Genomic DNA, 25,158 nt, shown 5'->3' with positions numbered 1-25,158 from the left:
GCGCGCGAGATCTTCCGTGGGTACGCATGTTTGAAAGGCGCGGGCCGGTAAAGGCGGTTGTCGACAGGGACTATCCGGGGGACAGAAGGGGAAGAGGGCGTCGTGGGAATTCTCGCATGGATCATCATCGGATTGCTGGCCGGGGCTATCGCCAAGGCACTGATGCCGGGGCGCGACCCGGGCGGTGTCATCGTGACGATGGTCATCGGCATTCTCGGAGGACTGCTCGGCGGCTGGCTGGGCAAGGTCATCTTCCACGTCCACTCGATCAAGGGCTTCTTCCATCTGTCCACGTGGATCGCGGCCATCGTCGGCTCGCTGATCCTGCTGGTGATCTACCGCGTCGTGACGGATCGACGCCGCGCCTGAGCCCCAGGCGCTCGCGGCCCGCTGACTGATTGGCCGCTGAATCCGGGGGCAGAAGACACTTCAGGAGGTTGATCGTCATGGCAGCGTTGCTCATCGTTCTTCTACTGGCGCTGGTTCTCATCGGCGCAGGCTTCGCCGTGAAACTGCTTTTGTGGATCGGTATCGTGGTACTGGTCCTGTGGGCGCTGGGATTCCTGCTGCGCTCGACCGGCCCGAGCGGCACTCGTGGCCGCTGGTACCGCTGGTAAACGGCCAGGAAGCCAAGCGAAACAGGAAAAGCACCCAGAAAAAACGGCACGGCACAGAGCCAGGAAAGAGGAATTCATCATGAGCGACAGCGACAAGGCGAAGGCCAAGGTCGACCAGGTGAAGGGCAAGGCCAAGGAGACCGTCGGTCACGCCGTCGGCAACGAGAGCCTTGAGGCCGAGGGCCGTGCCGACCAGGCCAAGGGCGATGTCCGTCAGGCCGGCGAGAAGGTCAAGGACGCCGCCAAGGACGTCTTCCACAGCAACAAGAGCGACGACTGAGGGCTGAAGCCCCCGCCTCGCCCCTCGCGCCCCCCAGGAGGATCACCTCCCGGGGGGCGCGCGTGTGTCCGCGTACACCCGTCCGCGTACGCCCGTCCGTGTACACCCACCCGGGTGGTCTCCGTACGCGCGCGGGCGGGTCGGCGCACATCCCCCTCGCGGCTCCCCCGCGCACCCTTCCGCGCGCACTCCCTCGATTGGCCCCGCGCACGCTCCTTCGCACGGCGCACGGTCACGGCCCGTCGCCCCACGCGCACCACCAGCCACTCACATTCGGCTGAAGATGCCATGGACACGACACTCTCGCGGAGTTAGCGTGGCACCCGCTCACGTTTCGGCGACGTTACGCAGGTGCAGTTGGACAACGTTGTCGAGGCGGGATTCGGGTCGATTCCGGCACCACCGGCCCCACCACGCACTCCCCCCTTCCCCCAAAAGGACTTGGAGTTGTCGCTATGAAGCGATCGGCTGCTCTCCTCGGCGCGTTAGCACTCGCCGCGACCGCCTGGACGGCGGGCACGGCGCACGCCGCGCCGGCCTCGCCCGCGGGCGTCCGTCAGACGTCCGTCTCCGCCGCGCAGCAGAGCGCGGCGGAGCGTTTCTGGACACCCGAGCGCCTGCGCGGCGCGAAGGACGTGACCGATCTGCCCGCCGCCACGGGCACGGCCGCCACCCGTACGACGGCGGCGCCCGCCGCCGCGGGTTCCCGCGTGGCGGTCCCGCCGGTCGCGGGGCCGCGCACGACGGCGGGCGGCCGGGTCACCCCGATGTCCTCGCCCGCCGCGTGGAACGGCGGCGGCCTGATCAGCACGACCGCGGGCAAGGTGTTCTTCCAGAACTCCTCGGGCGGCACCTTCGCCTGTTCCGCGACCGTCGCCAACGCCGACAACAAGTCGGTGGTCCTCACCGCGGGCCACTGCATCGTCAACGCGGGCACCGGCGAGTCCTACCAGAACTGGGTCTTCATCCCCGGCTACAACCACGGCAACCGCCCGTTCGGCACCTTCTCCGCCCGCGTCCTGTACTGGTGGTCCGGCTATGTCTCGACGGCGGGCAACGCCAACTGGGACTTCGCCTACGCGGTGGTGAACACCGTCAACGGCCGTTCGCTGGTGGACACCGTGGGCGCCGAGGGCATCGCCTTCAACTCGCCGACCGGCCAGCACGTGCACTCCTTCGGCTACGGCGGCTCGGACGCCGAGGGCAACGGCGAGCAGCTCAACCACTGCGAGGGCACGGAGTATCCGGACGCCGGGCGCGGCGACTCCACGATGTGGGGCATCGACTGCGTGCAGACCGGCGGCTCCAGCGGCGGCGGTTTCCTGTCCAACTTCGACACGGGCGCGGGCACGGGGTACCTGGTCGGCAACATCAGCGTCAGCTCGGGCAACAACGAGTACCACCCGTATTTGGGCGACGAGGCCCTGACGACGTATCAGGCGGCGGGCGCGGCGTGACGCTGCCGCGGCACGGTCCCCGCGCGGCCTGACGCCGGGGCGGCCTGACGCTGGGGCGGCCTGACGCTGGGGCGGTCTGTCTCTGGTGCCGCCTGACGCGGGCGCGGCCCGGCACGGAAGTGGCTCCTGATGTGCGGGCGTTCGCGCCGGGCGGGGACCTCCCGTCCGGCGCGAGCGCGCACCGAGGCGTGAACCGGGCATTCACCTGACGTCGGCGCGCAGTTCACCGGTGACCGACAGGTTCAGGACCATGACATCACGCACTTCAGGACGCTTCTCCCGCAAGCGCACCCGGATCGTCGTCGCGATCGGCGCCACGCTCGTCGTGGTGGGTACGGGCACGGCCGCCGCCCACACCGCGGGCTGGATCTCGGCTCCCTCGCACGACTTCGGCGCGACCGCCGACACCTTCTCCGGCCACGGCCAGGTCACCGGCAATGTGCTGCGGAACGACGTCGGCGCGACCGCGGTCGTACGGCACACGGACCCGAAGGACGGTACGGCGACGGTCGACGCGGACGGCTCGTTCACGTACACCCCGCGCCCCGGCTTCACGGGCACGGACACCTTCACGTACACGACGACCGACGCCGTGCGGCTCTTCAAGGACACGCGGCGCGACGGGTCGGCGCTGCCGCCGCTCGCCACGGTCGCGGGGCCCGGCGGCACGACCACGCGCATCTCCGGTGAGGGCTACGGCTCCTCGCTCGCGCCGGTGCCGGGCAGGCCCGGCCACTTCTACGGCCTGACCGACCGCGGTCCGAACGCCGACGCCCCCGACGGCAACAAGTCCGAGATGCTGCTCGACTTCACGCCGCAGATCGGCGAGTTCCAGCTCGTGGACGGCAAGGCGAAGCTCCTCAAGCAGGTCACGCTGAAGGGCCCGAAGAGCCGGGGCGGCGTCCCCTACAGCGGGCGTCCGCCGCACGACACGAGCGAGACGATCGACGACGTCAACGCGACGAACGCCAACGGCGGCAAGCCCGTTCCCGTCACCAGGGACCCGTACGGCTACGACTCCGAGGGCCTGGTCGCGCTGCGCGACGGCACCTTCTGGGTCTCCGACGAGTACGGCCCGTACATCACCCACTTCGACGCCGACGGCTACGAGTTGGGGCGGCTGACCCCGTACCGCGACAGCGCCGACAACGCGTTCCACAAGATCGTCGGCTACCTGCCGGCCGAACTCGCGTACCGCGTCAAGAACAAGGGCATGGAGGGGCTGACGGTCACGCCGGACGGCTCGACGCTGGTGGGCGTCATGCAGTCCGCGCTCCAGCAGCCCGACCTCGGCGGTACCAAGGCCGGGAATGTGGCGGCGACCCGGATCATCACCGTCGACCTCCGTACGTACAAGACCAAGCAGTACCTCTACCTGCTCGACAACCCGGCGACGACCGGCGCCGCGAACAGCGAGATCACCGCGCTGTCGAACACCACGTTCCTCGTCGACGAACGGGACGGCAACTACGAGCCGTTCGCCTCCAAGACGCTCTTCCAGGTCGACATCAACGGGGCCACCGACGTCAGCGGCCTGACCGTCGGCGGCAAGTCCCCCGAGGCGCTGGTCGGTACGGGCGGCACCAACGCGGCCCTCACCGCGCTCACGGCCGCGGGCGTCAACGTCGCCCAGAAGCAGCCCTATCTCAACGTCGGCACCCTGGTCAGCCAACTCGACCCCACCGGTGCCTTCTTCGCCCACGACAAGGTCGAGGGCGTCGCCACCGCCGACGCCGGCCGGACCCTCTACCTCTCCAACGACGACGACTTCGGCATCGACACCATCGCCGTGGACCCGGACGGCACCTGGACCGTCCACCAGAAGGTCCTCCCGCCCACGTCCAAGCCCGACAACGGCGAGATCCTGAAGGTCGACACCACCAAGCTCCCCGCGGTCCTCAAGACCGTGACGGTGACCGTCCGCGTGCGCTGACCCGCACCGGCATACGCCATACGCCCTCGGGCCGCCCGCTCGGGCAGAGCGGGCGGCCCGGCGGCCGGACGAACGGTCGGCGGTCGGCGGTCGGCGGTCGGCGGTCGGCGGTCGGCGGTCGGACGAACGGCCCAAGCGGAGCCCGGCGTTCTCCCTTGGCCGAACGGGATGTGCCGATACGATGACGGTCCGTGAGGCAGCCGGGGTCGGTGGGGGGCGGGCGGGGTGGATCCGTTGGTGTTGGCGGCGGGAACGACGCTGGTGAGTGCGATGGCCAGTGACGCCTGGGAGGACGCGCGGGCGACCGCGCTGGCGCTGTGGCGGCGCGTGCATCCCGAGCGAGTGGCCACCGTGGAGGCCGAGTTGGCCGAGGTCCGGACGGATGTGCTGGCCGCGCGGGACAGCGGGGACGCCGAGACGGAGACGCAGCTCGCCGCGGACTGGCAACGCAGATTGCAGCGCATGCTGGACGCGGACCCGGCGCTGGCCGCCGAACTGCGCCGCGTGCTGGACGAGTTGAGCCCGGCCGCGGCCCCGACGACTCCCGGGGCGACGGTCACCCAGCGCGCCACCGTCTCCGGCCGCGGCAACCGCGTCTTCCAGGCGGGCGGCAGCATCCACCTCACCGATGCCCCCGACGCCTGACCCGGCCCGACCGGCCGGCACTCCCGCGGTCGGCGGCCGAGCGGACGCCCGTTCGCTGGAACAGACCGCGACGGCGTCCGGCGACAGCCGGATCAACCAGGCGGGCGGCGATATCTACTACGCCGCCCGCGACTTGTTCATGTACGGCGCCCGCGGCCGGACCGACCGGCGCGCCGACGGGCCCGCGGGCGACGACGACCGGTGCCCGTACCCCGGCCTGGCCCCCTTCGGCGTCGACCAGGCGCAGTGGTACTTCGGGCGCGATCCCCTGATCACCGAGGTCGTCGCGCAACTGGAGGCGGGCGGACCGCTGGCGGTGGTCGGCCCTTCGGGGTCGGGCAAGTCGTCGCTGCTCATGGCGGGTCTACGGCCCGCGCTGAGCGGCAACCGCTTTCCGGTGGAGGGTTCGCGGGACTGGCCGCAGCTCGTCCTGACGCCCACGGCGCACCCGCTCGCGGCACTGGCCGGACAGCTGGCCGCCGCGACCGGCGAAGAGGCCGCCGCCGTACAGCAGGCGTTACGGACCGACCCCGGCGGCTACACCGACCGGCTCAGCGTCGCCCTGGCCGCGCGGGCCGGGGCGACCGGCGCACCGGCGCCCCGCCTCGTCGTGATCGTGGACCAGCTCGAAGAGCTGTTCACCCTTTGCACCGACGACACCGAGCGCCGCGCCTTCATCGACGCCGTCAGCCGTATGGCGCAGGAGCCCGCGCCGAGCCACGTGCCGGGCCCCGTGCCGAGCCCTGAGCCGGGCCCCGCGCCCCACGGGACGCCGCCCCCGGTCCTGCTCGTCCTCGGCCTCCGCGCCGATTTCTACGGCCACGCCATCGCCCACCCGCGACTGCGCGCGGTGCTCAGGGGCCGCCAGGTCCTGGTCGGGCCGATGACCGAGGACGAGTTGCGCGCCGCGATCGTCGCGCCCGCCGAGGCGACCGGGCTGACGATGGAACCGGGCCTGGAAGAGCTGCTGTTGCGGGACCTCGGCGTCTTCCCCGACGACCCGACGGTCGGTGACCCCGACCCCGACGCGTGGTTCACCGCGGGCCGACTGCCGCTGCTGGCCCACGCGTTGCACATGACGTGGATACGGCGCAGCCGCAGTGCGCTGACCGTGGCGGACTACCAGGCCACCGGCGGAATCCGGCAGGCGATCTCCACGTCGGCCGAACGCGCCTACGCCGGACTGGACATGGCCGCCCGACAGGCGGCGGAGGCGCTGTTCCTGCGGCTCGTGCGCATCGGGCACGGCGCCGAGGACACCCGGCGGCGCGCGTCACTGGGCGAGTTGGCCACCGACGGCTCCGCGGCCTCGGCCACGGCCGCCGCGCTGACCGCGTTCAGCCGGGCCCGGCTGCTCACCCTGGACGGCGCCCCGGAAGGCGGCGAGCCGCACGGCGACGGGCCGCACGGCGACGGGCCCGAGGACGAGAGCCGCGCCGCGGCCCGCGTCACCGTCCAGATCACCCACGAGGCGCTGATCCGCGCCTGGCCCCGCCTGCGCCGCTGGATCGACCGCGGCCGGGCGGACATCCTGGTGCGCCAGGAGCTGGAAGAGGCGGCACGGGCGTGGAGCGAGCACGGCGGCTCCGACAACGCCCTGCTGTTCCGGGGCAGTCGGCTGGAGCGCGCGACCACCGCCGCGACCTCCGCCCCCGACCATCTGAGCCCGGCGGCACGGAACTTCCTCGCCGCCTCGACCCAACAGGCCGCGCGGGCGGCGCGATTACGGCGCAATGTCATCGCCGTGCTCACCGCCCTGGTGCTGATCGCCTCCGGCACCGCCGTCTTCGCCTTCCAGCAGCGCGCGACCGCGCAGACGCAGCGGGACACCGCGCGCAAGGAGCGGGACACCGCCATCGCGGGCCAGGTCGCGATCGAGGCCGACCGCGTCCGCACCAGCGACCCGTCGCTCGCCGCCCTGCTCGACCTGGCCTCGTACCGGATGCGGCCGGACGACGACAAGTACACCAACCTCCTGTCCTGGGCGAACGGCCCGCTGGCGGCCCTGGTGCCGGGGGCGACGGGCGCGCCGGCCTTCAGCGGGGACGGCAGGCGGATGGCGACCAGGGCCGCGGACGGCTCGGTGACGGTGTGGGACAGCCGCGACCCCTCGCACCCGCGCCGCGTCGGGCGGCCCGTACCGGGCCTGAAGAGCGCCGCCGACGTGCGGTTGAGCCGGGACGGGCGACGGCTGGCGGTGTACGCGCCGCTCGCCCGCGACGCGACCGAGGGCTCGGACGGGACGACGGCCGACAGCTCCGCCCCGCACCCCGTACTCGACCTGTGGGACGTGTCCGACCCGGCGCACTTCCGCCGCACCGGCAGCATGACGGGCACCGAGGACACCCGCATGGTCGCGTTCACCCCGGACGGACGGGAGTTCATCACCGCCGACGTGGGCGTGAACGGCGGGACCACGACGCTGTGGAACCTCACCGACCCCGCCCACCCGAAGCCCGGCGCCGAACGGCCGGGCGCGGCCGTCGCGTTGAGCCACGACGGACGCACCCTCGCGGTGTGGGAGGACGGCAACACCCTGCAACTCGTCGACGTCTCCGCGCCCGGCCGCTTCGAGGAACTGCTGCCGCAGGGCCTGCAAGTGGGCGCCACGCTGACGCCCGACGTCGCCTTCTCCGCGGACGGCCGGTGGCTGGCCACCGCGGGCGACCCCGGCGGCAACGGGGAGCCGAGCACCCTGTCCCCGGAGACGCTGCGCGTCTGGGACCTGACCGTCCGGACCCGGCCCGCTCTGCACAACGAGCACCAACTCCCGCGCGGGGCGGCTCTGTCCATGGCCATGCGGCCGGACGGCCAGGTGCTCGCGACCGCAGGGGACGACCGTACGGTCACGCTCTGGCGCGTCGCCGACACCGGCCTGGCGTCGTCCTCGCTGGAGGAGGAGTTCCCGCATCCGCTCGTCGCGATGTACGCGCCGCTGGGCGGACACACCGAGACCGTGGACGCCTTGGCGTTCTCCCCGGACGGGTCCGCCCTGGCCAGCGGCGACGGCTCCACCGTCCGGGTCTGGGACCTTCCGCCCGCGGTCGCGACCCCGGGCGGCGCCGTCGACTCGATCACCGTCCTGCCCGGCGACAGGACGCTGGTCGCCGGAGTCGACGACAACTCCTCCGTCCCGCACTCCGCCGTCGGGCTGTGGAATCTGACGACCGCCCGCGGTCCGACGCCGACCGGCCGGCCGACGCCCGGACCCGACGGCCGGACCTCGGTCTTCGCCGTCAGCCCCGACGGGCGCACCCTGGCGACGGCCGTGGGCGACATGGACGTCGCCGCGGACGGGACCACGATCGCGCTGTGGAGCCTCGCCGACCCGGCCCGCCCCGCGCCGCTGGGCGAGCCCTTCGGCGAGCCCTCCGGAGCGTCGATCCGCAAGCTGTCGTTCACGGCGGACGGCAAGCGCCTGTGGTCCACCACCGCGCTCCACAGCAGCCTCTGGGACATCTCGGGCCCGGCCGGCCCCCGCCCCCTGGTCGCCGACTCACCGCTCCGGGGGAACCTGCTGGCCCTCGGCGCCGACGGGCGCCTCACCCTGACCGAGAACACCCCCGAGCCGTACCAGCTCTGGGACACCCGCGACGCCACCCGCCCGGCCGCGCTCGCCGCCATCCCCACCAGCGCCTACGGGGACTCCCGCTACGGCGCGTCGGCCGCCGCCTTCTCCGCCGACGGCCGCACGCTCGCCCTCTCCCACGACCGCACGCTGCGCCTGTGGGACGTCTCCGACCCGCGCAGGCCCGCCGCCCTCGGCGGCCCGATGACCGGACACGGCGACCGGATCGAGTCCCTGGCCTTCGTCCCCCACACCTCGCTGCTGGCCAGCGCGAGCGCCGACAACACCGTCCGCCTCTGGGACGTCTCCGACCTCCACCACCCCGCGCCCAAGGGCCGCCCCCTGCCCGCCCCCGGCGCGGGCCCCCTCGCCCCCACCCACGACGGCCGCACCCTCATCACCTCCTCCGTCGCGGGCACCCTCCGCCTCTGGCCCCTCGCCCCCGACACCGCCGCGGCCCGCGTCTGCGCCGCCACCGCCAACGTCCTCACCGACGCGGTGTGGACCGCCCACTTCCCCGGCATTCCCTACCAACGGCCGTGCTCGTAACGTCCGTTGGCCCGAACTTCGGTGCGCTCACCGCGTCAGCAGCAGCCCGCAGCCGTACGCGCGCGCGTGGCCGATGCCTTGGGCCATCGCGTCGACCAGGGCGGCCGGGTCGGTGACGGTCAGGGTGCCGCGGATCTCCGCGCGGGCGATGCGAAGGCCCTTGTGAGGTGCGGGACTTGTGACCGTGGGAAGCATGCGGACGGCCAGGGACTCCTCCTCAGCGGTGGCGCCGATCCGGGCGACGCCGTCGGGGGCCCTGCGGGGTTCGCCCGGCTGCTGGAACCGCCGGGCGAACCAGTGCCGTACGTGGTCGGGCCGGGTGTGGGCGGTGCGTTGACCTCGGCGGCGCTCGGGGGTGGGCGGCCCGGTCGGACGACTCTGAGTGGGGTTGACGACGGTGCGGAAGGTCAGGGAGTCCCCGGCGCGGATGGTGCGGTCGACGGTGATCACCCGCGGTGTCCCGGTGAGCGCGTCGCGGGGCACGCCCGCCCAGTCCCCCGGGACCCTGGACTGCACCACCAGCACGAGCGCCGCTGCCTTGAGATCGACGGACCAGGTCGACAACACCCCTGTCTGGGCGCGGGCGTCGGGGTCGCCGTCCGCGACCCAGCCGCGGAAGCCGCTCATCACGGTGCGGTGCATGTCCTGGGCGTCCACCAGCGACTTGGCGGTGTACGGGTGCCGGGCGTCCATGGTCAGGACGCTGTGCGTGGCGACGAATCGGGCGGCGGCGGGCGGATTGGTCACGGGATGACGTCCCATTCGGTGGCGTTCTCGTCGATGGTGACGCGGGTACGGGTCTCCCACCGCGTGGTGTGCGCGCGACGGTCCGCGTCGAAGGTGACCGGCTGGTCCTGTACGGGAGTCGCCGTACCGTCCGGGTCCACCGCCTCGATCCATGCCCAGGGCCGCGGCGACGGCGGCGCCCCGACGCCCTGCGAAGGCAGCAGCGCGACGGACGCGAAGGCCTCCTCGACGGTCCCGGCGAGCAGCGGCCCGGCCAGTGTGCCGGACGGCGGGCACGACTTGCGGCCCAGCCACAGCAGGCGTTCCGGGCTCTCCAGCGCCGTCGCGACCGTCGCGAGGAAGGCCCGGTCGTGATGCTGGAGCGCGGCCACGAAAGCGGCGTCCGACACGTACCAGCGCTCGGTGACGAGCGCGCCCCGGGAGAGCTGCCGGGAGACCAGGGCACCCGATGACGGATCGGTGGTGACGTATTTCGGCGCCCCGTACCAGTCGGCGAGTTCGTGGTGGCCGAAGGCGGTGCCCCCGGCCTCCGCCATGGAGGGCGACAGCGCGGCGGCCCTGCGGTGGTCGGTGATGACGTCCCGCGGGCGGACGGGGTACCGGCCGGATCCGACGACGTGGTAGTCGCGTACCGGGGTGCCGGGGTGATCGGCGCGGACGCCGAACCGGACGGCGTGGAACTCGCCCAGGTCGTCGGCGCGTTCGTGGCCGAGGGCCGCGGCGCACAGACCGATCACGCCGGACTTCGTGGGGCGGCTGTGGGTGTCACGCCGGGAGAACCAGGAGACCACTCCCCAGGACTGGAGCGGAGCCGCGAGGCGGATGAGCAGGACGTGGCCGCTCACCCCGGCAGCTCCGCCGACTGCGACTGCGCCGACGACTTCGCCGACGACCCCGTCAGCTCCGTCAGCTCCGTCAGCTTCTCGACGGAGTCGACATCCGTGACGCCCAGCTCCTGGAGCACGGCGTGGACGGCCGGGTCGTACGTCAGGACGCGGCCCGCCGTGATGTCGTCGCGCCGCCGGAGGACGAACGCGTGGTGGGCGAGGAGGCGGCGTACGGCCAGTTCCCCGGCGGGCCCGCCCTCGGCGAGTTCGTCGACGGGCCGCTGGAAGGCCGACGCGTAGTTGAACGGCCGGTCGCCGTCGAAGGCGAGCACCAGGGCGGGCAACGACCCGGTGGACGCGGTCGAGTTCTTCTTGGCCTGCGGGAAGGCGTTGACGAAGGCGCTGACGAACTCCGCTTCCGCGGCGACGGACGCGGTCTCCGCGTCCTGCTCCGACATGCCCGCCGCGCGCAGGTTCTGCCGCAGTCTGCGCCGGTCGAGGACGGCGTGCCGGTAGAACGTGCCCGAGATCAGCGACTGGTAGCCGGTCATGCCCGCCCCCGAGTCGTCCGCCGAGTCGAGGAAGTCGAGCGCGTTGCTCTTGCGGGCGAGCTTGGCGTCGTCGGCGGCGGCGTAGAAGTCGTCGGTCAACTCGGCTTCGTGGACGGTAAAGGCGTGGCCGCTCTGGATCGCGCCGTCGACGTTCGGCGAGTCCGGGATCTCGGCCAGGAAGCGGCCGTAGAGCGCGATGTCGATCGCGTCGCGGGGGGCCAGCGCGGTCAGGACCGCGGTCCTGGTGGCCTTGGGAAGCGCGGGCAGCTTGCCTCCGGCGGCGCCCGCCTCGTCAGGAGCCGTCCCGTCCGTGCCCGCTTCGTCCGCGCCCGCCTCCTCCGGCTGACCGCTCCCGCGCCGTCCCTTGGGCTTCTTGGCCGCTGCCGCCTGAGACTGGGCGAGGTACCGCTCCGCCCACGCGCCGACCGCCGCCCGGTCGGTGTGGATGTGGTCGGCGATCCGGTCACCCGCGTCAGCGGGCGCGAAGAGCAGCACCTTGGTCAGGTCGGCGACCGTGGGCTTGGCGGGATCGCCGAAGTTGAGGCCGACGGCCTGGAGGACGGCCCGCGCCGTGGGCAGCGCCTCCTCCCTCGTCCAGCCGTGCCGGGACTCCAGGGCTCGGGCGGTCACCAGGGCCCATTCGCGGGTACGGACGCCCATGGCGTGCCCGGCGAGCGGCCCTTCCTGGGCGTTCGCCCGGTCGCGGGAGTACACCCGCTCGGCGCGGCGGCGCGCCTGACTGGTGATCATGTGCCGTTCCACACCGCCGTAGACGATCGACTTGGGCGCGCCGTTCTCGTCCCTGACCGGGAGGACCGCGACCAGCGTCTCCAGCAGGTGCAGGGAGAGGAATTGGCGCCCGGTGAGGGCGACGGGGTTACTCACGTGGGCAGTTCCTTCGTCGTGACGGTCCTGGTGGTTCTGCTGCTCCTGGCGGCGGTGCCGGGCGACGGCGCGTGGAAGTCGACGGCCCAGTGGTACCGGATACGGGCCTGCCGGTCGGACCAGCGGGCGAGGTCGTCCGCGAGCTGTGCCCAGGACGGCGGCGGCTTGCCGCACGAGCGCAGCCGGGCGACGGTGTGCTGAAGGTGCCGCAGAGGGGGCCGGCGGCTGGAGACGACGCGGTCCATCAGCCTGCCGGCGCCCGCGTCGTCCGGCCCGTACCCGAGGCTGGTGCCGATCCTGCGGGCCGCGGTGCCCAGGCTCCCGTATCCCCACGACGGTTCGACGGCGCCCCGGTGGTAGACGGCGAAGAGGAAGGCCACCTGCTCGAACACCGCGCGGCGCGACGGGTCGAACCAGCCCGCCTCGATGTGGGCGTTCTGGCTGACCGTGGGGCGGCGCAGTTCGGCGAGCGTGCCGTTGTCGCGGCTCCGCACCAGGCCGACCAGCCAGCGGGCGAGCTGTTCGCTCCGCGCGCGGTCGCGCGCCTCCGTACCGGCGGCGCGCTCGGCGCCGTCGCGGTACGCGGTGCCCGGTATGTCGGCGGTCACTCGCGGTCCTCCTTCAGTTCGTCGGGGGCGGTGCGTCCGGTCAGGCCGCTCTCCAGGCACCGGACCGCCTGCGCCCGTGCCCGCATCCCGCGCGAGTTGGCGGGCAGCGAGTCGAGGCGGTTGCCCAGGAACCGCCGTGCGCAGTCCGCGAGTTCGGCCGCGTAGGCGACGAGCGCCGCGTCGACCCGCTCCTCGGTCCCGGCCGCCGTCGTCTCGTCCAGCAGCGTGTGGAAGGGCTCGGCCGTGTGGGCCCAGTGCTCCGGCCGCGCGTCGAACCGGGCGATCTGACGGTCCTTGTCGCCCGGTTTCGGGTTGGGGTACGTCACCGTCCAGGCGACGTAAGCCGCTTTGAAGAGCCAGGCCGCCACATGGTCGGCGATGAGCGAACCCCGCTCGGCCGCGTATCTCATGTCCCGCTCGCGGCCCGGCACGAAGGGGAACGTGTCCGACACCCAGGTGACGACCGTGGTCTGCTTCGCTATCAACCCGACGGCCCAGAGGCTGAGTCGACGGCCCCGCAGCAGGGCGAGGCGGTCGTAGAGGTCGGGTCCGTGCGTCCGGTCGGCGACGGCCGCGTACAGGGCGTGCGCCTCGCGCCACAACGCCTTGGTCGCGGAGGGCCGCAGCGGCTTGGCGTCGGCGCTCCCCGCGCCCTCCCCGTCGTAGACCGCGTCCTGCGTGCGGTGGTGGGCCAGTGGTTCGAGGAGTTCACCGGCCGCCATCAGGACGCGGTCGACAGCGGGAGTCCCGTCCTCGGTGACGGTCGGCCGCAGGAGGATCGAGCGTCCCAGAACGGTGTTCAGGTCGGCCGGTCCGTCGACCCGCCGCCCCGACGGCTTGGTCAGGAAGCCCCGCCGGGGCTCCGGCGCCACCGTCCAGGTCCGGTTGAAGCGGCCGGGGTCCTCGGCGGTCGGCACGAGATTGAGCCGCAGGGTGTCGCCGAGCGTCGTCCCCAGCGCGACGACCCGGATACGGGTGCTGAGGCGTCCTGCGGCCAGGTTGGTGAGCGTGGGACCGAGGGTTTCCTTGCCGGGCATACGGGCCCGGCCGCCGGGTCCGTACGCGTGCTGGGTGAGCATCGCGCGGAAGGCGGCGTCGGCGGGGAGCGGAGTGGGGTGTTCGAGGTGGTGGTGGTCGAAGAACTGGTTGTAGTCCCCCGCGTGCTCAATCACCAACTGGGCCGGTCCCGCGCCGTGTTCGTCGAGGTACGGGGCGAGGAGGGCGTTCTGCCCCAGCGGTTCTGTCGGGTGGAAGAGGTCCCAGTGCTCGTCGGGGCGGCCGTCCAGCCAGTCGGCGGCCCCGGTCAGCGGCGTGCCGTCGCGGACCCAGCCGAGCCACTCGTCACGGGTCGTCGGGCAGCGGGTGGAGGCGTAGCAGACGGCGAGGAGGTACTCCAGCAGGGCGACGGTCTCCCCTGCGGTCTTCGCCGAGACGGCGCGCAGACCGTCCGCGTGCCGCAGTGCGTGGACGAGGGTGACGCGAGTGCCGTGCCCCCGGGCGGTCAGCACCGGTACGCACGCCTGCCTTCTGGGGTCCCAGCGAGGACGTGACGGCCCCGGGGACGGTCGTAATTCGGCCAACGACACCTGATCCGTGCTCCGCTCTCCGCTGTGTCTGATGAGATGCGGCAGGACGCTAGCACGCTGAATGAGGGCAACGTGGGCCAACCAGGAGAACTCAACAACATTGCACATCAATGGTGTTGGGGCACGGTCGATCTCTCGGAGCCGCACGGGTGGAATCCGCTCGTCGCCGAACTGGCCACCGCGGCCTGCGTGATGCTCGAACTCTGGGACCGGGTACTGAGCGAGCGCCAACGGGCCGAGCTCACGGACGCGTTCGCGGCCGACGACGCGCGGAGCGCCCGTACGGCCGCCGCCTTCCTGGCGGGGGTGAGCCGCCTCGGTCACGCCAACCCTTCACGGATGACCTCGTTCGGCGCGGGGCAGCGGCCCTCGGCGGCCCTCGACGCGGCGCGCGCGGCCTGGCGGACCCGGGCCCTGGAGGCGGGACTTCCCCTGCCGCCGCCCGGGGCCCCGAGCCGCCGGGCCGATCCGGAGCACGTCACGGCGGCGGTGCTGCCCCGGCTGACCGGCTGCGACTGCGCCGATCACGTCGACGGCGAGCAGTGCCGCGACCGCGACCACCAGGGCCTGTACGTGGCCGCGTACGCGCTGAACCGGCACGGCGCCGACGTCCTGCACTCCGACACCGTCGCCAAGGCGTACCGGGCGACCGGCGGACCCGCCTGGGACACGGTCAGGTGCGCGCTGGCGGACGACGTCGCCCGCGATGCGGGCCTCGGCGCGCGGACGGAGCTGGCGCGGCTGATCCGGCCGGCCGATCCCGTGCGCCTGACGGCTTTCGGCCGCCTGGTCTCGCAGAGCAACGCCCTTGCCCTCAGCGACACTTGCGGCGGCTTCGGGTCGCCCCACGACAGTCGGGAGGTGCTGTCGGAGCGGGCCCGGCGCCGCGCGCGCGAGGCGGTCGCCCGTATGCGGGTGGCCTGAACGGCACGTGCTGCGACTACCCCTCGGGCCGCGCCGCGCTCGGCGTCACCGCGCCGATTCCGGCCGGGCCGCCGAAGACGATCACGGGCTGGCGAGGGGCCGGGCTGTCGGTGGACGGCACGACGCCGAGGGACGTCAGGGCCGCCGCGGTGACCAGGCGCGTGACCTCTTCCCCGGCGGCCGGGTCCCAGAGCCGCACGGTCGTGTCCGTGCGGCCGGTGCTCACCAGCAGGCGGCGGGAGCCGGGCGACCGTACGGCGTGGAGGGCGGATACGGGACCGTCGTGCCGGGTCGGCAGCGTGAACGGTTCCCGCTCCGGATCACCCGTCCACAGCCGTACGCAGCCGTCGGAACCACCGGCCGCCAGCAGCAACTCCCCTTCCCCGTATGCCGGAAGGACCGCCAGGGACTCCACGGTGCCGATGTCTCCCGGCCATTCGGCGTGCGGTTCGCTGAACGGGCGGCACAGGCGCACGCCGCCGTCCTCGGAGGCCAGGGCGAGGACGCCGCCCGACAGCAGCGGCACGTACGTCAACGCGTGGACGGACCCAGTGTCTTCGCCGATGTGGAGCCACCCCAGCACCTGTCCGTTCGCCGGGTCGCAGTACACGACCGACCCATGGCGCGTCCCCACGGCCAGCACGGTCCGCCCGCTGTCGGCGAAGGCGGCGAAGGCGGTGGCGTGGTCGTCCCCGAAGATCCACGCGTTCATCATGCTCCAACTGCCCTCGCTCCAGACGCCGATGGCACCGTCCGGCAGTCCGGCGAAGACCATCGGGGAACCGCCGGGCGGCGCGTGGACGGCCAGGGCCGTCACCGGACCGTCAAGTCCCGTTCGGGGAAGGTCGATCGACCGGATGACCGCCCCCGTGGCCGCCGATCTCACGGTCAGGTTCCGGTCCGGGCCGACCTCGACGGTCTCGGGAGCGTCGCCGGGGCCGGGCAGTACCGCGAGGAGTGTCCCGTCGGCGCGCCGGACGGACCGCGCGAACCGCTCCGGGTGCCGCGCCCACACCTCGGGGTTCCACACGCGCACGGTCCGGTCACCGGAGGCGGAGACCAGAAGCGGCACGCCGTCCCGACCGGGCACGACGGCCAGGCCCGTCACCCCGTCCGTGTGGTCGGCGGGGAACCGGCGTGCCTCCTCCCCCGTCTCGGGATTCCACAGGTGGACGGCGCCGTCGTCGGTGCCGAGCGCGAGCAGCGGCTCCGAGCCGGCGCGGAGGTACGGCGCGAGCACGGTCGCGGAGCGTCTGACCGTGCGGTCCCCGAATCCGGCGCCGGTCAGCGCGTCCCACAAGCCGACCGTCCCGCGCGTCCGGGAGGCCAGTGCCAGGAAGGGGCTCTCGCCCGTCCGGTCCCCGATCAGGGCCAGCGCGGCGATCTCGTCGTCATCCACCCGCACGGTGCACACCGGGCGGGTGGGGAAGCCCTGCGCGGCGGCCTGGACGATCTCGACGCGGCCCGCCCGTTGAACGGCCAGGAGTGTGGTGCCATCGGTGAGCGCCAAGGCCGCGAGCCCGAGCACCGAGGTCAACGAGTCGTCCCCGTACGCCCATTCGCCGCCGCGCGGCCCTCCGGTGAGCGGATCGCACAGCACGAGCCCCCTGGCCGTACCGATCGCCAGTCGGGGCGACCCGTACACGTCGCTGAAGGACACCATGGCCTGGACGGCCGAGGTGACCGGAAGTTGTCGCGTGGTGCCGCTCAACGGGTCACAGATCCAGACGCCTTCATCGCAGCCGACCGCCAATTGCGGCTCGGCTGATGGCTCTTCGGTATCGCTCACGACGGTCAGCGCCCGCGCGAAGCGGCCGTGTCCCGGGATCGGCGGACCGACCGGGGTCACCGTGGCCGGGTCCCAGACCCGTATGGCCCCGTCGGCGTCGCCCACGGCGATCAGCGGTGTCCCGTCCCGGAGGGTGAAGGACACCAGGGAGCAGAGGTCCGCGTCCTGCCTCGCCAAGACGTTGCCCGGCACCGCGAGGTGGTTCCACACTGGCACGAGACGGCCGGCGGCCGGGCCGCCGCTGTCCCGTACCGCCGCCGGTTCCCTGCCCTCCAGCAGGGAGAAGCGCAGGCTGTCCGCGCGCGCGAGCGGAGGCGCGTCGGCCAGGAACGGCTCGATCCGTGCCCACGCGAACAGCCGCTCGGTGTCCGGGGCGTGCTCCGCGAGCAGCCCGAGAGCGCCCCGTACGTTCCCGCTCGTCTCGTGCGGCAGAAAGCCGTCGGTGACGACCCGGTCGTTCAGTACGCCTCCGGCCGCCGCGTGTTGCACCAGGTGGCGGCACACGTACGGGTACGGCAGCCCGGTCTTCCGCGCGTGAAGCGCGCTGAAGGCGGTGGCCAGTTGGCGGTGGGCCGCCCTGACGCCCGCCTCCGCCTCCTCGGACGTGCCGGGTTCCGCTTCCCCGGAGAGCAGCAGGCGCGGGTCCCCGCGCAGCACCTCGCTGATGCGCTCGTGGACCGGCCGGTAGACGTACTTGCCGTCCTCCACCCCCTTGGCCAGATGTCCCTGGAGCGGACCTTCCTGCACCCGCCTGACCAGCGCCTCGGGCGCCGCGACCTCGCCTCGCGCCAACGCCTGTACGGCGCACGGCCACACCTCGCCCCACGGAAGGCCGTCCCCTTGGGCGAACGCGGTCGCGCGCAGGACGTGCACGGCGGACCGGGCCGGTACGCCCGTGGCGCGCTCGACCGCCCTAAGATCCTGTCGCAGCAGCTCCTGGGTGCCCCGGCGCAGACCGCGCCGCCAGTCGGCGTCGTCGGGGCGGGGCAGCCGGTCCGGCACCGCGAGCAGGGCTTCGGCGGCGAGGCGCGCGTCCAGGAAGGAGGGCGTCACTTCCTCCGCGACCGCGAGGGCGAGCCGTTCCAGGGCGCGGGGGTCCGGAGCACGGGGGGCCGGAGCACGGGGGGCCGGGGGCGCCGAGGGGCCGGGACCTGTGGTGAACCGGGCCTTCAACAGCGCGCCCACGTACGCCGCGATGTCCTCGACGGTGTCGGCGTCGGTGTCCGTCCGCAGCGGTTCCCCGGCGTCCGTGGACCGAACGAGCAGACTCAGCAGATCCGCCGACCGGTCCACCGGCGGCCGGGGGCCGTCGCCGCCCGTGTCGGGGCGCGCGCTGCGCACGCCCAAGAGCAGTCGTACCGCGGGCAGTTCGTCGTCGGTCCACTGATGCGCCAGGCGGCGGACGAGGTCGGTGACGATCCTCGCGGGGTGCTTGGCCTCGTCGATGCCGTCGATGACGATCGTCAGCGGACGGCCCTCCCGACGGGCGGTGACCAGTACGTGATCCAGCAGGTCGTCCAGGACGCCGACCCCCGGACCCCCGGTCGGCACCGTGCCGGTGAGCGCCGCGTAGAGCGCCGCCGCCAACTCGTCGGCGTCCGCGTTCCGCGCGAGCACCGCCGCGTCGACCGCCCCCACGGGCACCAGGAGACCGGGCGGAATGTCCTCGATGAGGGGCGCGTACGCCGGGTCCGCCCGGAACCCTGGGTCGCTGAGCGTCACGGCCCGGGCGAGCAGCGCGGACTTCCCCGATCCGGCCTCTCCGGTGACGACGAGCGTGCTCGCGTCTCCCGTCAGGCACCGGTTCAAGCGCCGTACGAGCCCGCTTCTGCCCGTGAAGTGCCAGCCGGGGCCGCCGTCCGACGGCCGGCCGGAGGCGCGGGAGAGCCAGTACGCGTCGAGGTCGGCGGCGCTCCAGGCGACGGCGCCGCGCGCGGGGCCGACGACGACGCGTTCGGGCGCGTAACCGGGGTTCGGGAGGCAGGGGCTGAGGTCCTGATGGTCGTCGCTGCTGATCAGCGCGTAGTTGGGCCAGAGGAACTGCACATCGAGCGAGACATCCCGCTTGCGCAGAACGCGCATCGCTTCGAAGAACTCCGCGAAGCTCAGGTGCGCGTTCGCGAACCCCGCCTCCTTTTCCTTGAAGTACGAGGAGACGGCTTGCAGGAGGCGCGTGAACTGCTGCGGACGCGGGGTCCCCGTCTCGTTGGCGGACGAGATGACCACGAGGGAGTTCAGGTTCCTCCGTGCGCTGTTCAAGGCTTCGAGCCGGCGTTGCAGGTCTTTGCGGAGGACACCGGAGTAGCAGGAGTCGACCATCACCAGGATGTGGTCGGAGTCGGAGTCCAGGACGCGCGCGATCAGGTCGCCGGTCTGGAACGCGGTCGCCGGGAGACGTCTCTCGTCGGAGTCGCGCAGCAGGAGGAAGTGGTCGTGCGACGGTCGGGTGACCCCGTGGCCGGTGACGTAGACCACGAGCGCGTGATCGTGGGCGGCCTCCTCCGGCCGCGCGTCGTCCAGGAATTCGCGCAGGTCGTAAACCGTGTCGAGCCGTTTCGGGCCGCGCCGTTCGAAGCGGCTCTCGCTCGGCGGTCTCTCGGCCCACCACTCCCGTACGACGGCGACTTGGGCGGCGATCCCTTCACGGAATTCGGGATCGTCGTCCCGCTCCGATTCGGCGATCTCGATCAGCGATCGCCGGGCCGTTCGCGGAGCCGCGCCCCGGTTCACCGGCAACCGTCCGCGATCACGCGTGCCACGGGGCCGGATTGGAGGTAGCGGGCGGCGCTGTGCGGGTCTCCGATGCCGTTGTTCACCCTTTCGTCGGTGATCCCGGGCCCCAGACCACCGAGTCCGCCGCCGCCGGTGACCACGTCCCCCGGGTCGAAGACATTGACCCACCCCGTACCGGCGGGCAGCCCCATGGGCTCACCGTCGGCGATGCCCAGTCCGCGCCGTACCGAGGGAACGGCCAAGGGGGAGCCGCACGTCAGGAGCGTACGCACCCCGGACGCGCGGTCGGGTGCGATCTCCTCCCGGCGCAGCAGGTCGTAGGCGATCACGCTGCCCAGCGAGTGCCCCACGACCACGGCGGTGTCCGCGTCGAACGCTTCCGCGACCAGGGCCCGGACCCGGGCCGCGAGACCGGGCTCGTACAGGTAGAAGCGCACCTCGCGCATCGCGCTCACGAAGAGCCTGCCGCCGCCTCGGGGGAAGCGCAGGTCGTACGCCATCACCAGGCGGGTGAGGCGCGCGGGCCAGAGCTGCGGCGGCCCGAGCGTCTGCGACTCCGACTCCCCGATCCGGTCGAGGTCTTCGCGGGGAACGACGTCCTCCAGCGCCCGGGTGACGAAGTCGGCCTCGCCGTCGCCCAGAGGGACTTCGCTGTCGAAGGGATCGTCGTCCGGGCCGAGGTGCTTGCCCGGACGGGCCAGGAGCCGTGTCCAGTGCGGCAGTTCGAGGGTGCCGGGCGACAGTGTGGGCGCGCCCGCCGCGCCGAGGCCACGGTCGAGCGCCCCCGACCAGTCGCGCGCCAACTGCTCCTTGGACGTCCTGGACTGCCCGATCCCGTGCACCCCGACGATGCGCTTCACGCCCGTGACCCCCGCCCCAGTGCCTCTCGGTCAGGCGACGAGCGTAGTGCGGGGAGCGCCCTCGGGGAGGGCCGTCGCTGTCGCACCACGCGATGCTGCACCAGTGGCAACTGGCTTGACGCGTCGGGGATTCGGCCCGTCGCGCGGTGCGGGGTGCGGTGTCGGGTCATGACCTGCGGATGTCCTCAACGGCCGTGTGCCGCGCTCCTGTTACCGTCCCTGGGTGTACTCCCTTCATGAGCCTGCCCTGTTCACGCGGCTGCGCGACGCGCGGCGCGTGCTCGTCGCCGGCGCGGGCGGCGGCTTCGACGTCTACGCCGGACTGCCGCTGGCGCTCGCGCTGCGCGCCGAGGGCAAGGAAGTGCACCTGGCGAATCTGTCGTTCGCCGATCTGCACGGCCTGGACCTGGGCGTGTGGCTGGACCACGACGTGGCCGTCATCAGGCCCGACACCGTGGCCAGGGGTGACTACTTCCCCGAGCGGACGCTGGCGCGCTGGCTGGAGGGTCAGGGCCTCCCGTCCACCGTCCACGCCTTCGACCGGACGGGAGTCCAGCCGCTGCGAGCCGCGTACCGCGCGCTGATCGCCCACCTCGGCGGCGTCGACGCGATCGTCCTCGTCGACGGCGGCACCGACATCCTCATGCGCGGCGACGAGAGCGGACTCGGCACCCCCGAGGAGGACATGGCCAGCCTCGCCGCCGTCAGCGCGCTGGACGAGGTCCCCCAACGGCTCGTCGCCTGCCTCGGCTTCGGCGTGGACGCGTACCACGGGGTCAACCACGCCCTCGTACTGGAGAATCTGGCCGCTCTGGAGCGCGACGGCGCCTACCTCGGGGCCTTCTCCCTCTCCCCCGCCAGCCGCGAGGGCGCCCTGTACCTCGACGCCGTCGCCCACGCCCAGGCGTCCACGCCCGAGTACCCGAGCATCGTCCACGGCTCCATCGCCGCCGCCACCCGCGGCGACTTCGGCGACGTCCAGTTCACCGCCCGCACCAAGCGCAGCGAACTCTTCATCAACCCCCTCATGTCCCTCTACTTCTGCGTCGACGCCGTCGGCCTCGCCCGCCGCAACCTCTACCTCGACCGCATCGAGGACACCCACCTCACCCGCCAGATCAGCTCCGCCATCGAGCAGTTCCGCGACACCCTCCCCCGTCAACGCCCGCCCCGCACGTACCCCCACTGACCGGCATCCCGCCGGATCAAGACCCAGACCGTCCGCCCGCACCCGGGTCCTGCCACCCTCCGAGGGTGCCTCTCGTCCTCGATCATCGAGCCGGACGAGCACCGCGTCCCTGCGCGCCGGGTAGTCGATCTCCGGGCCGAGGTCGTCGGCGCGGGTCCCCGCGAGCGCGTCAGTCGAGGCAGAACTCGTTGCCCTCGATGTCCTGCATCACGATGCACGAGTCGCTGCCGCCGTCGTACAGCAGCCGTACGCGCACCGCGCCGAGCGGGATCAGCCGCGCGCACTCGGCCTCCAGGGCGGCCAGCCGCTCCTCCCCCGCCAGGCCGGTGCCCACCCGTACGTCGAGGTGCACCCGGTTCTTGACGGCCTTCCCTTCGGGGACGCGCTGGAAGTACAGCCGGGGCCCCGCCCCCGAGGGGTCCACGCACGCGAACCACGACCCCCGCTCCTCCGGAGGCTGCGCGGCGTCGTACTCCCCCCACGTCCCGAATCCCTCCGGCGGCGCCGGCACCACGTACCCCAACACCTCGCACCAGAACCGCGCGACCCGCTCGGGCTCCGCGCAGTCGAAGGTCACCTGGATCTGCCGAATCGCCGCCATCACCCCACCCTAGCCGGGCCCCGCCCGACCCCTGGCCGCCCGCCAACCCGGCGCGGCAGGCCAGGGCCCTTCGGGCCAGAGCCACCCGGGGACGGGAGGTCAGCCGGTGGCTTTCCAGTGGGTGTAAGGGGTGAGCATCTGGAAGGTGCGGGTGGGGCAGTAGAAGGAGCCGGCGGGGGAGTCGTAGTGGGTGTCGGCGTTGGCGGTGGAGGCGGGGGACCATGTGCCGTTGGTGCGGACGGCGATGTTGGCGGACTCGAAGGTGAGGTTGGCCATGTCGGCGCAGGAGGACGCCTGTCCGGAGGTGCCGACCGTGGAGTAGAGCTCTTCGATGTCCCAGCCGTCGGTGCGGCCGGACTGGTTGGTGCCGGACTGGGCGAAGAGGGTGTCCCACTTGCCGGTCGAGTAGTTGTAGAGGTCCGCGGACCAGGTGTTGGAGGCGGGGGAGGTCTTGACGACGCGGCCGGTGTAGGAGCCGGTGCCGCCGGTGTAGGTGGTGAGGAAGGAGCTGTTGATGGTGACGGAGGCGGCGAAGTTGACGCTGCGGCACCAGTCCCAGGCGGAGACCGAGCGGACGGTCCGCGTGTAGACGGTGACGAGTTCGACGCAGGAGCCGCCCGCCGGGTACATCGTCGGGGTGTAGATGGTGGTGCCGCTGTCGTGCACCGTGAGCTGGGTCGAGACGGACTGGGTGGCGCACGAACCGTCCGAGCCGGACAGCGACTTGAACGCCGTGCCCTGCGCCGGGTGGATGTCGAGCAGCGGCCGTACGACGGTGCCCGTGGCCGGGGAGGCCGTACCGAGCGGGCCCTTGGCCGCGATCCCGGACGGCGTCCCGTACTGCGAACGGTGCTGCCGCGTCAGTGAGTTGAGCTGGCGGTGGACCTCGGCCGCGGGCAGCGCCCCGCTGACGGTACGGCCGGAGACCGTCGCCGAGCCGCACGCGGGGGCGGCCACGGGGGACGGCGCGAGGGACGGCGCGGGGGACGAAGGGGCCGCCGCGGCCGTGCCCAGGCCGCAGCCCAGGGCCAGCGCCGCCGCGGTCACGAAAACGGTCGCCGTCGATTTCGGCTTCAGACTGCTCACGAGGCTTCTCGGACTTCTCACGCTGATGCGATCCTCTCGGAGGGCCGGGTGGTGCATGGGGCTCGCGTTACGCATGAGGTCATGCCCATGACAACCTGACCCGACCCGAAAGCGCCGTCTTCGGCCGGTAGTTGACCGTACGGTGGCGGGAAAGAGCCCGCCCCCGTACAGCCGAGCCACCGCGTGGCCGTACCCGTACGCCCCCCGTCCGGCCGTACCGCCCCCTCAGTCCCCCCTCAGTCCCCCGTCGGCACCAAGTCCCGCTCCACGGAAGGGGATTCACGCCCCGCCGCCCCGGTCCGCCGCAGCACCGTCAGGGCGACGGCCACGGCCGCGACCAGCAGCGCCGCGCCCAGCGTCAGGCCGAACCCGTACCCGTCGGAGAGCGCACCGAGCGTCGCGCGTCCGCCCGTGCGGTGCTGCGCGGCGGTGCCCAGGGCGGCGAGGCCGAGGGAGGCGCCGATCTGGCGGGAGCTGTTGAGCAGGCCGGAGGCGGTGCCGGTCTCGTGGGGCGCGACGCCCGCCGTGGCGGTGGAGACGACCGGGCCGAGACAGAGGCCGAAGCCGACGCTGGCGACGATCGAGGGGCCGAGGATGTCGGCGGCGAAGGACCCGTCGGCGCTGATCATGCCGAACCAGCCGAGCCCGACGGCCGTCAGGATGCCGCCGGTGACGAGCAGGGTGCGCGGCGGGAAGCGGTAGCCCAACTTGATGGCGAGCACGGAGCCGCCGATCAGGCCGAAGGTGAAGGGCAGGAACATCGCTCCGGTCAGCGCGGGCCCCTTGCCGAGGATGTCCTGGAGGTAGAGGGAGACGAAGTAGAAGGACGGCGTCATGGCGGCGCCGACCAGGAGGTTGAACGCGTTCGCGCCGGAGACCGAGCGGTTGGCGAACAGGCCGAGCCGGATGAGGGGTTCGCGGGCCGTGGTCCGCTCGACGGAGAGGAAGGCGGCCAGCAGGACGACGGCGACGGCGAGCGTCGAGAGGGTGGCGCCCGAGGTCCAGCCGTGCCGGTCGGTGCGGACGACGCCGAAGACCAGGAGCGTCATGCCCGCGGTGGCGAGTACGGCGCCGAGCACGTCGGGGCGGCCGGCGCGCTGGTTCGGCGCGGTCGCGGTGACCCCGCGCCAGGCAAGTGCCAGTGCGCACGCGGCCATTGGCACGTTGACCAGCATGACCCAGCGCCAGCTCGCGTACTGCGTGAGGACACCGCCGATCACGACGCCGAAGGCGCCGCCCGCCGCGTTGACCGCGCTCCAGATGCCGAACGCCCTGACGCGCGCCCGGCCTTCGGGGAACGTCCCGGTCAGCAGCGCCAGCGCGGCGGGGGCGAGGGCTGCGGCGCCGATGCCCTGGATCGTGCGGGCGGCGACGAGTTGGGCGGGGTTCTGGGCGAGGCTGCCACCGAGGGAGGCCAGGCCGAACAGGGCGAGACCGAGCAGCAGCACCCGCTTGCGGCCGTAGCGGTCGGCCGCCTTGCCGCCGAGCAGGAGCAGACCGCCGTACGTGAGGGCGTACGCGTGGATCACCCAGGTCAGGCCGACCGGGCCGAAGCCGAGGCCGGACGCGATCTGGGGCAGTCCGACGTTCGCGACGGACACGTCGAGCGACACCATGAACTGGACGACGGCGACGACCGCGAGGGTCAGCCCCGGGCGGACAGCCGCCGGGGCCCCGCTCGGCGGGGCTGTCGGGGGCGCCGGGATGCCAGTGCCTCCGCCGG

At 73.0% G+C, this 25,158-nt stretch carries 19 protein-coding genes; 9 read left to right on the top strand and 10 right to left on the bottom strand.

The window, feature by feature from the left end; translation table 11 throughout:
- The first annotated feature begins 102 nt into the window (after positions 1-102).
- From ACZ37P_RS20425 to ACZ37P_RS20395, 7 genes are all read left to right on the top strand, one after another.
- Positions 103-369, top strand: a complete 267-nt coding sequence (locus ACZ37P_RS20425; RefSeq protein ID WP_355339983.1) for a GlsB/YeaQ/YmgE family stress response membrane protein — start codon at positions 103-105, stop codon at positions 367-369.
- A gap of 77 nt (positions 370-446) precedes the next feature.
- Positions 447-617 (top strand): hydrophobic protein, encoded by a 171-nt coding sequence (locus ACZ37P_RS20420; RefSeq protein ID WP_355339981.1) that lies wholly within the window; start codon positions 447-449, stop codon positions 615-617.
- Between the two features lie 79 nt (positions 618-696).
- Positions 697-897 (top strand): CsbD family protein, encoded by a 201-nt coding sequence (locus ACZ37P_RS20415; protein ID WP_355339978.1) that lies wholly within the window; start codon positions 697-699, stop codon positions 895-897.
- Positions 898-1,352: 455 nt separating this feature from the next.
- Positions 1,353-2,354 carry a trypsin-like serine peptidase gene (locus tag ACZ37P_RS20410; RefSeq protein WP_467347863.1) on the top strand — a complete coding sequence of 334 codons (1,002 nt, stop codon included), beginning with the start codon at positions 1,353-1,355 and terminating at the stop codon, positions 2,352-2,354.
- Positions 2,355-2,604: 250 nt separating this feature from the next.
- Positions 2,605-4,287, top strand: coding sequence for an esterase-like activity of phytase family protein (locus tag ACZ37P_RS20405; RefSeq protein ID WP_467347861.1), 1,683 nt, complete (start codon positions 2,605-2,607; stop codon positions 4,285-4,287).
- Between the two features lie 270 nt (positions 4,288-4,557).
- Positions 4,558-4,932: a hypothetical protein gene (locus ACZ37P_RS20400; protein WP_467347859.1), complete on the top strand. Its 375-nt coding sequence runs from the start codon at positions 4,558-4,560 to the stop codon at positions 4,930-4,932.
- Positions 4,916-9,049 carry an nSTAND1 domain-containing NTPase gene (locus ACZ37P_RS20395; protein WP_467347857.1) on the top strand — a complete coding sequence of 1,378 codons (4,134 nt, stop codon included), beginning with the start codon at positions 4,916-4,918 and terminating at the stop codon, positions 9,047-9,049. The genes ACZ37P_RS20400 and ACZ37P_RS20395 overlap by 17 nt, the downstream gene beginning before the upstream one ends.
- 27 nt (positions 9,050-9,076) lie before the next feature.
- Here ACZ37P_RS20395 and cas6e read toward each other — a convergent pair whose 3' ends face one another.
- From cas6e to ACZ37P_RS20370, 5 genes are read right to left on the bottom strand one after another with little or no spacing between them, the layout of a single operon-like run.
- The gene (gene cas6e / locus ACZ37P_RS20390) at positions 9,077-9,796 is read right to left on the bottom strand and encodes a type I-E CRISPR-associated protein Cas6/Cse3/CasE (RefSeq protein WP_467347855.1); all 720 of its coding nucleotides are present in this window, start codon (positions 9,794-9,796) and stop codon (positions 9,077-9,079) included.
- Positions 9,793-10,641, bottom strand: coding sequence for a type I-E CRISPR-associated protein Cas5/CasD (cas5e, locus tag ACZ37P_RS20385; RefSeq protein WP_467347853.1), 849 nt, complete (start codon positions 10,639-10,641; stop codon positions 9,793-9,795). The genes cas6e and cas5e overlap by 4 nt, the downstream gene beginning before the upstream one ends.
- Complete coding sequence (locus ACZ37P_RS20380; RefSeq protein ID WP_402712836.1) at positions 10,638-12,059, bottom strand: type I-E CRISPR-associated protein Cas7/Cse4/CasC; 1,422 nt, start codon at positions 12,057-12,059, stop codon at positions 10,638-10,640. The genes cas5e and ACZ37P_RS20380 overlap by 4 nt, the downstream gene beginning before the upstream one ends.
- A complete protein-coding gene (gene casB / locus ACZ37P_RS20375) occupies positions 12,056-12,667 on the bottom strand; it encodes a type I-E CRISPR-associated protein Cse2/CasB (RefSeq protein ID WP_402712837.1) in 612 nt (203 codons plus the stop codon). Before casB ends, ACZ37P_RS20380 begins: the two co-directional genes overlap by 4 nt.
- Positions 12,664-14,175, bottom strand: a complete 1,512-nt coding sequence (locus tag ACZ37P_RS20370) for a type I-E CRISPR-associated protein Cse1/CasA (protein WP_391041707.1) — start codon at positions 14,173-14,175, stop codon at positions 12,664-12,666. The genes casB and ACZ37P_RS20370 overlap by 4 nt, the downstream gene beginning before the upstream one ends.
- A gap of 150 nt (positions 14,176-14,325) precedes the next feature.
- Here ACZ37P_RS20370 and ACZ37P_RS20365 point away from each other — a divergent pair, with 150 nt between their 5' ends.
- Positions 14,326-15,177, top strand: a complete 852-nt coding sequence (locus ACZ37P_RS20365) for an HD domain-containing protein (protein WP_467347850.1) — start codon at positions 14,326-14,328, stop codon at positions 15,175-15,177.
- Positions 15,178-15,193: 16 nt separating this feature from the next.
- Here the strand turns inward: ACZ37P_RS20365 and ACZ37P_RS20360 are convergent, their stop codons facing one another.
- A complete protein-coding gene (locus ACZ37P_RS20360; RefSeq protein ID WP_467347849.1) occupies positions 15,194-19,696 on the bottom strand; it encodes an AAA family ATPase in 4,503 nt (1,500 codons plus the stop codon).
- Positions 19,693-20,559 carry an alpha/beta fold hydrolase gene (locus ACZ37P_RS20355; RefSeq protein ID WP_467347847.1) on the bottom strand — a complete coding sequence of 289 codons (867 nt, stop codon included), beginning with the start codon at positions 20,557-20,559 and terminating at the stop codon, positions 19,693-19,695. The genes ACZ37P_RS20360 and ACZ37P_RS20355 overlap by 4 nt, the downstream gene beginning before the upstream one ends.
- A 223-nt stretch (positions 20,560-20,782) precedes the next feature.
- On the opposite strand from ACZ37P_RS20355, the gene ACZ37P_RS20350 reads away from it, so the two are divergent.
- Positions 20,783-21,748: a DUF1152 domain-containing protein gene (locus ACZ37P_RS20350; protein ID WP_467347845.1), complete on the top strand. Its 966-nt coding sequence runs from the start codon at positions 20,783-20,785 to the stop codon at positions 21,746-21,748.
- 169 nt (positions 21,749-21,917) lie between these two features.
- Here the strand turns inward: ACZ37P_RS20350 and ACZ37P_RS20345 are convergent, their stop codons facing one another.
- The 3 genes from ACZ37P_RS20345 to ACZ37P_RS20335 all read right to left on the bottom strand — a co-directional run bounded on the left by ACZ37P_RS20345 (position 21,918) and on the right by ACZ37P_RS20335 (position 25,084).
- Positions 21,918-22,349, bottom strand: coding sequence for a VOC family protein (locus tag ACZ37P_RS20345; protein WP_355339936.1), 432 nt, complete (start codon positions 22,347-22,349; stop codon positions 21,918-21,920).
- A gap of 99 nt (positions 22,350-22,448) precedes the next feature.
- Positions 22,449-23,435 (bottom strand): hypothetical protein, encoded by a 987-nt coding sequence (locus ACZ37P_RS20340; protein ID WP_467347843.1) that lies wholly within the window; start codon positions 23,433-23,435, stop codon positions 22,449-22,451.
- A gap of 236 nt (positions 23,436-23,671) precedes the next feature.
- On the bottom strand, positions 23,672-25,084 hold the full coding sequence (locus tag ACZ37P_RS20335; protein WP_467348114.1) for an MFS transporter: 1,413 nt from the start codon (positions 25,082-25,084) through the stop codon (positions 23,672-23,674).
- Positions 25,085-25,158: the final 74 nt, after the last annotated feature.

It is taken from the genome of Streptomyces sp. NPDC024632, from assembly GCF_055559175.1.
This window is presented reverse-complemented; position numbering and strand designations above follow the sequence as displayed.